Origin of the sequence: Emticicia sp., from assembly GCF_043780375.1 — a bacterium.
Classification (GTDB): Bacteria; Bacteroidota; Bacteroidia; order Cytophagales; family Spirosomataceae; genus Emticicia.
Genome location: NZ_JAYWCU010000249.1, coordinates 1 through 7,432, shown reverse-complemented (window position 1 = coordinate 7,432; position 7,432 = coordinate 1). Strand labels below are relative to the sequence as shown.

Below are 7,432 nucleotides of genomic sequence, written 5' to 3'. Positions count from 1 at the left end.
GCGGTGGTTGGCTATAAACTTTCTCTGGGTGAAGATTCTGTACCAGTTTGCTATGATGATATTGAAGAATCGGATTGTATTTTAGTCGAAGGAGCAAATCCTGCGTGGTGCCACCCGATTATTTGGCGAAGAGTGGAAGCCCATAAAGCAGCAAATCCGAATGTAAAAATCATTACCGTTGACCCACGTCGCACGCAAACAGCTACTTCTTCTGATATTCATTTACAGATAAATCCTGGCACCGATGTTACTTTAAACCATGCAATTGGACGTGTTTTAATAGAAAACTCTTGGCTTGATAATGCTTTCGTAGCAAATCATACCGATGGCTTTGATGAATATAAAACAAAAGTTTTTGAAAGAACGCTTGCCGAAGCCGCCGAAATTTGTGGCGTTGAAGAAAAACTAATTCTCAAAACCGCCACCTTGATTTCCAAAGCAAAAGGTTTCTTATCGATGTGGACAATGGGGCTAAATCAATCGGTGATTGGCGTAAACAAAAATCTTTCGCTTATCAATCTTAGCTTGATTACTGGTAAAATAGGTAAAGCAGGAAATGGACCTTTTTCGCTTACAGGTCAGCCAAATGCAATGGGCGGGCGTGAAGTTGGTGGTTTGGCAAATATGCTTGCATCGCACCGTGAAATTGCCAATCCACAGCATAGAGCCGAAATGGAAGAGTTTTGGGGGGGAACAACCATTTCGGATAAAATTGGTTTAACTGCTACTGAAATGTTTAAGGGCTTGGAAGATGGAAAACTCAAAGCAATTTGGATTATTTGTACTAATCCAATGGTAAGTATTCCTGATTCTCGAATGGCAGAATTAGCATTGAAAAAAGCCAAATTTGTAGTCGTTCAAGATGTTTCTAATCGTGCTGAAACTATCAATTTTGCCGATGTCGTGCTTCCTGCTGCCGCTTGGGCAGAAAAAGAAGGCACAATGACCAATGCTGAAAGACGAATTACACATTTGAGTAAAGTAATTGATTCCCCAGGCGAAGCTCTTCCCGATGCAGAGATTATTTGTCGTTTTGCAAAAAAAATGGGTTGGGGCGATAAATTCAACTACGATAATTTCAGCGAAATTTATAAAGAATTTACACAAACTACAAGAGGAACAAATATTGATATTACGGGAGTTAGTTATGAGCTTTTGAAAGAAAGAACAGTTCAATGGCCAGCCCCCCAACCCCCAATGGGAGATTTGGCAATAGCTCCTCCACCGGGATCGGGATTTGGACTTTTTCGTGACCATCAATTCCACACTCCTAACAAAAGAGCAAAAATTCATGCTGTGCCAGATGAAAATCTTTCGGAAAAATTGACCGAAGATTTTCCTATGATTTTGCTCACTGGGCGTATTCGTGACCAGTGGCACACGATGACAAAAACGGCCAGAGTTAATAAATTGAATCAGCATGCACCGATTCCATACTTAGAAATTCACCCAAAAGATGCTAAAAAACGTAATATTTCAGATGATGAAATTGTAGAAATTACAGGAAAAAGAGGAAATGTTAGAGTAAAAGCCAAAATCACAGACGAAGTAAAACAAGGATCTTGCTTCTTGCCAATGCATTGGGGTCGAGTTATGGGAAATGATTTTGGACGAGCCAACAACTTGACCAATAACTTAGTAGATACTCGCTCAAAAGAACCAGATTTTAAGTTTTCGGCGGTTGAAGTAACAAAATATGTAAAATTGAAAGAAAAAATTGTCATCATTGGGGCAGGTTCTGCTGGTTTGGGTTTCATTTCAGCTTACCGAAAACTCAATCAAACCGATGATATTGAGGTATTTTCAAAGGAAATTTATCCTTTTTATAACCGAGTCATGCTTCCAGATTATATTAGCGGTACGCAGTCGTGGGAGCAATTGGTAAAATTACGTGAAGACCAATTTACTGAAAACAATATTAAGGTTCATAAAGCCATCGGAATTAATCATATTGACCGAAAAAACAAAGTTGTCGTTGATGATTTGGGCAATGAACATAGCTATGATAAGCTTTTTTTGGGTATGGGAAGTCAGGCATTTATGCCGAAAAATTTCCCAAAAATGGCAGGTATTTTCAATATGCGTAGCCGTTTGGATGCTGATACACTTTTACCATTTATAACTCCCTCTCCTGTCGAGGAGGGTCGGGGAGGGGTTCGTATGCGTCATGTGGTGGTAGTAGGTGGCGGACTTTTGGGGCTAGAAATGGCTGCTTCTTTGCGAGAAATGAATCGGGCGACGAACCGCATAAATGTAACGGTGGTGCAGCGTATCGGAAGATTTATGGATCGACAACTCGACCCACTCGGTAGCGATATTTTGCATGAAGAAATTGTGGCTCGTGGCATCGAAGTTTATTATAATGATGAGGTTGAACAGTTTTATGGTAGAGAAAATGAGGGACGCCTCGCAATTGAAGGAATTCGACTAAAATCGGGTCAAAAAATGGATTGTGATGCAATTATTGTTGCAGCAGGAACAATTCCAACGATTCTGTTGGCACGTGAGGCAGGTTTGCAGTGCAATAGAGGCGTAGAAGTAAACGATTATATGCAAACTTCCGACCCTGATATTTTTGCTTGTGGCGAAATTGCCGAATGGCAAAAACAAATGTGGGGTATTACTGCCGCTGCCGAACAACAAGCTGAAGTGGTAGCAAAATTCTTGGCGGGCGACTTGTCAAATTTTTATAAAGGCAGTCTTTCGATGAATCTTTTGAAGATGCACGGACTCAATCTTTGTTCGCTCGGAATAATCGAAATTCCTTCGGGAAGTACTGATTATGAGGAAGTGACGTTTATCGACAAAGCCAAACATTATTATAAAAAATGTATCATTCATAACGACAAATTGGTAGGTGCAATTTTAATTGGCGATAAATCGGAGTTTTTAGAATTTAGAGATTTGATTGCTAATGGCATCGAATTATCCGAAAAACGTTTGGCTTTGTTGCGTTCGGGAAAGCAATCTGAGCCAGTTTTGGGCAAATTAGTTTGTTCGTGCAACAGCGTTGGACAAGGAAATCTTGAAAATGCTATTAATGATGGCTGCACAGATTTTACACAACTTTGCCAAAAAACAGGAGCTGGAACAGGCTGTGGAAGTTGCCGTCCAGAAGTCAGAATGATTTTGGAAAATGTTGTGAAAAGGGAGTTGGTGGAGGCGTAGTTTGATGTTGAATTTATCTTTTGTAAATTTGTTCTATACAATTTTAAACTTCAATATTGAAACCATATAAAATGCTATGAAACCAATATTATTACTGCTGTTACTATTTGTTTTGAAAAATTCTTTTGCTCAAGAAAAAACACATAAAGAATATCAAGAACAATCCAAAAATCTCACGTCAATTTCATTGCCCACACCTATAAAACCCAACATTACAGTTTCCCTATTTAAAACTCTTAATCATCAACCAGTGCGTATTGTGCATGATCCTTTCACAAATACACTTTATACTTGTAATACCGACGGTTGGGTTTTTAAGATTCCAATTGTGAATGGCGTGGCAGGAAGCGAAACAGGTTTTTTTCCTCCAAGTGAACATCATATTACGCACTTGCAAGGTATGGTATATTATAATAATACATTTATTTTGGTAGGAAATCATAATAATAGTGCCAATTTTGATGGTTATGGTGTAGTTGAAAAATGTGTAATTCAACCAAATGGTACTCGCCAATGGACAACGATGCTAACCACCGCAGTTTATCCTTCGTCAGGCACACTTTTCGATCATGCGTTTGCAGGAATTTGTTTTTCCAAAAACAAAGATTCGGTTTATGTAGCGAGCGGCTCACGAACTGACCACGGAGAAGTAAAAAATTCAGGAAGCTACACAGGCTTTCGAGAAGTGCCGCTTACAACAAAAATTTTCAGAATTCCTCTTACAGCCAATGGTATTTTCCTACAAAACAATGAAACTTCGCTTGATGCAAGTGGCTATGTTTTTGCAAAAGGTGTTCGTAATGAATTTGACTTGGCACTGAGTGGGGACAAAAAACTATTTGGTATTGAAAACTCAGGAGATAGAGATGACCCCGAAGAAATGAATTGGATAAGACAAAATAAACATTTTGGTTTTCCTTGGCGAATGGGAGGAAATGATACTCCAATGCAATATACACCTTATGTCCCAAGTCAAGATAAATTAATTCCAGTAAATGAGTATGAAATAAATAGTTTTTATAATGACCCAAATTACCCGAGCCGACCGGCAGGAGTAACTTTTATTGAACCAGTCAAAAATTTAGGTCCAGATGCTAACTGGGTAAGAAATCCAACAACTGGAGCTATGTTCCAAGCAACAGAAGCAACAACTTTTACCAGTCATCGCTCTCCTGTGGGATTAGTTTTTGATGTTGATAGTACCTTGCAAATGCCATATACAGGTTCAGGTTTTATGCTTTCATATTCACCTGAAAATGGCTCAGGAGGAGGGTATTCTCCCCCAGAAGACCTTGCAGGGGATTTATGTCAGTTAAGATTAGTTTACGACCCTATAACAATAAATTATAAAGTAAATGTAACTCGCTTGGTAGGAGGGTTTAATAAACTAACTGATGCAGAAAAAGTTGGAAACCTAATTTATGCAACAGATTTGTTTGGGTCTATTTGGAAAATTACTATGCCATTGCTTGTTGCACCGATTGCTAATTTTACTGCAACACAAGATGATAATTGTTTAAAAAAGTTTTCTTTTCAGAACCAATCAGTCAATGAACCAATGACATATTTATGGAATTTTGGTGATGGCACAACTTCCACCGAAACAAATCCAACGTATCAATATGTAAATATTGGCAACTATACAGTTACACTTACAGCAAGAAATCCACAAGGGAGTATTAGTACCAATAAAATAGTTTCAATACAGAATCCATTACTTATCACCGCACCCATTACAGGTACTGTAAATTATATTGGGGTAGATAGAATTCAAGCAAATAATATTATTTATTCTGGAGCAAATGTACTTTACAAAGCAAATAAATACATTTTGATGAATCCTGGGTTTCGTGCAAATAGTGGTGCAAAGTTTTTAGTATTAATAGGAGGGTGTGTAAATTGAAAAAATAATTTTATTAAATGAAAGATTTTTATACCATACGAATTAACTTCAAAGGCGGAATTGTTTCGCCTGGTGAACTGAAATACATATTGAAAGCTGCCCAAGAATCGCAACTTGATGAAGTGCGTTTTGGGCTTCGTCAGCAGTTAATTTTACATTTGCCGCACCCTTTTGCTCGGACTTTTGAGCAAGCTATGCTTTTGCAAAGTATTGATTTTCAGGTAGATAGCAACGAATATCCAAATATTATTAGCTCATATGTAGCCGAAGAGGTTTTCCAAAAAGGTAATTGGCTCACTGAGGGAATTTATAAAGACATTCTTGATTTATTTGACTATAAATCCCTGCTAAAAATCAATATTTCGGATAATCAACAAAGTTTTACGCCTTATTTTTCAGGGCATCTCAATTTTATTTCATCTTCAAACCCAAATTTTTGGTATTTATACATTAGATTACCTAAAACCAACAAAGTTTTTAGTTTCGATAAACTCATTTTTTCAAACGAAATCCCGAAAGTTTGTAGGCAATTAGAAGAGCAAATTTTGATTCAAGAAGAGCAATATATTGATAATATTGATGCACTTTTTGCTATAATCCCGTCATTGATTTCGCTTCCAAAAGAAACAGAACTCGAACCTGCCAAATTTACGCTGCCCTATTATGAAGGTTTTAATCGTTATGGTAAAAAAACATGGCTAGGAATCTATCGTAGAAATGAATATTTTAATGTAAAATTTTTAATAAAACTCTGCGAATTGTGTCAAGAAACCAAAATTGGCGAGATTTGCTTAACCCCTTTTAAATCATTGATTATCAAAGGTATAGATGAAAAAAATAGAGAAAAATGGAGTAATGTCTTATCAGAGTTTAATATTAATGTTCGTCATGCTGCAAATGAACTAAACTGGCAAGTAGAAGACGATTCGGACGATGCTCTGAAATTAAAATTAGGCTTGGTAGATACTTTCGATAAGCAAGATTTGCGGACTTTTGGCTTGTGTTTTGGTATAAAAACTCGTCCACGAACTGAGGTTTATGCCTCAATAATGGTGCAGAGGCGACGTTTTAAATTGTTTAATTTTATACCCTTACATTTTGTGTATGACATTTCATATACCGAAGATTTTAACCCAAATGGGCGAACAAAAAAATATTTTGAAACAACTATTTTACGTGTCAATTTAGATGAGCAATTACGCCGTAGTGTGCTGAAATATAACAAAATGATTGCTGAAAATGAAATACAGGCGGCAGGTTTGCGAGATGACCATAAAGATAAAGATGTGGCTCGTCCGAGTACCAAAAAAGTGCATCAATGCCCCAGTTGTTTTACAATTTATGATGCTGATTTTGGTGATTTACTAAACAATATTCCTGCCGGTATAGCCTTCTCAAAACTCCCTGCAAGCTATACTTGCCCTACTTGTGAGGCTCATAAAAAAGATTTTAAAGTTATAGAAGTAAAGATAGAAATGGTAATTTAGTATAACGGATTTACTAATTCGTTACTTCTCAAGGTGTCGAGTTTGTAAACTCATCGTACATTTATTATAAATTTTAGAATTCTTTGGCATAGATTTTCGTTAGTTTTGTAAGTGAAAACAAATAATCAAAACTATGTTGAAGAATTTATTTTTTCTAATCCTTTTTCCCATCATTTCCTTTGCTCAGACGGAACTCCGCCCGAACATCAGTTTTTCAAAGCCTGATAGCTCCGATGTTTTTCTACAATATGGTGATTCCGAAATCATTATAAAAGTCAATGATTTATTAAAAGAATCTGAAAGTCAGGCTTTTATGTCAGAATTTAACAAGAAATTTCCTAATACTTTTGAGAAAGAAATTCGATATAAACAACTACTTTCTGCCAATGTAGATGATTGGGAAATGACACTTTACGATGACCGTAAAAATCAATTGTCATTTCTAAAAAACTACCAAAATTTAGATAAACTTTCTGCCGAATTTCAAAAATTAGTTGAAAGTAATATTCGCTGGAATTATTGGCATCTATTGCTTTCATATTCTATCATTCGTAGTAATATGGATACCAAATTAACAAGAGTAGTTTCTCTTCCTTCTGTAATGACAGAGGCTCTTGATCCCCAAAAAATAAATGATGAAACTGCCTTATTATCAGAGAGTTATAGGAGTTTTCTTCCGTTTTTTATTACTTATTTCAACTCGCAAGAACAAAAATTTACTAAATATGCAGACCAAGTAAAAGCCCTTACGGATAAAGGAAATATAGCCCAAAAATATTTGAAAGGCAAAGTATTAGATTATACATTGTCTAAACTAATTTTTGATAATTGTGGAAAAATTTCGGCATCTTCAGCAAAGTTCTGGATTAGTCAA

General features: G+C 36.5%; 3 protein-coding genes and 1 pseudogene. All 4 read left to right on the top strand.

The genetic code is table 11. The annotated features are described in order from the left end of the window. The coding region (locus ACH2CJ_RS18755) for a molybdopterin-dependent oxidoreductase (RefSeq protein ID WP_394995215.1) at positions 1-3,168 on the top strand (3,168 nt) is incomplete at its 5' end. A 76-nt stretch (positions 3,169-3,244) separates the two neighbouring features. Further along, positions 3,245-5,071 carry a 3-coathanger stack domain-containing protein gene (locus ACH2CJ_RS18750; RefSeq protein ID WP_394995213.1) on the top strand — a complete coding sequence of 609 codons (1,827 nt, stop codon included), beginning with the start codon at positions 3,245-3,247 and terminating at the stop codon, positions 5,069-5,071. 17 nt (positions 5,072-5,088) lie between these two features. After that, complete coding sequence (locus tag ACH2CJ_RS18745; RefSeq protein ID WP_394995210.1) at positions 5,089-6,558, top strand: rubredoxin; 1,470 nt, start codon at positions 5,089-5,091, stop codon at positions 6,556-6,558. A 133-nt stretch (positions 6,559-6,691) separates the two neighbouring features. Next, positions 6,692-7,432 (top strand): annotated as a pseudogene (locus ACH2CJ_RS18740) (hypothetical protein); the annotation flags it as partial.

Coding starts and splice junctions, on each gene's coding strand:
- ACH2CJ_RS18750 (WP_394995213.1), top strand. CDS start 3,245: ATGAAACCAATATTATTACTGCTGTTACTATTTGTTTTGAAAAATTCT.
- ACH2CJ_RS18745 (WP_394995210.1), top strand. CDS start 5,089: ATGAAAGATTTTTATACCATACGAATTAACTTCAAAGGCGGAATTGTT.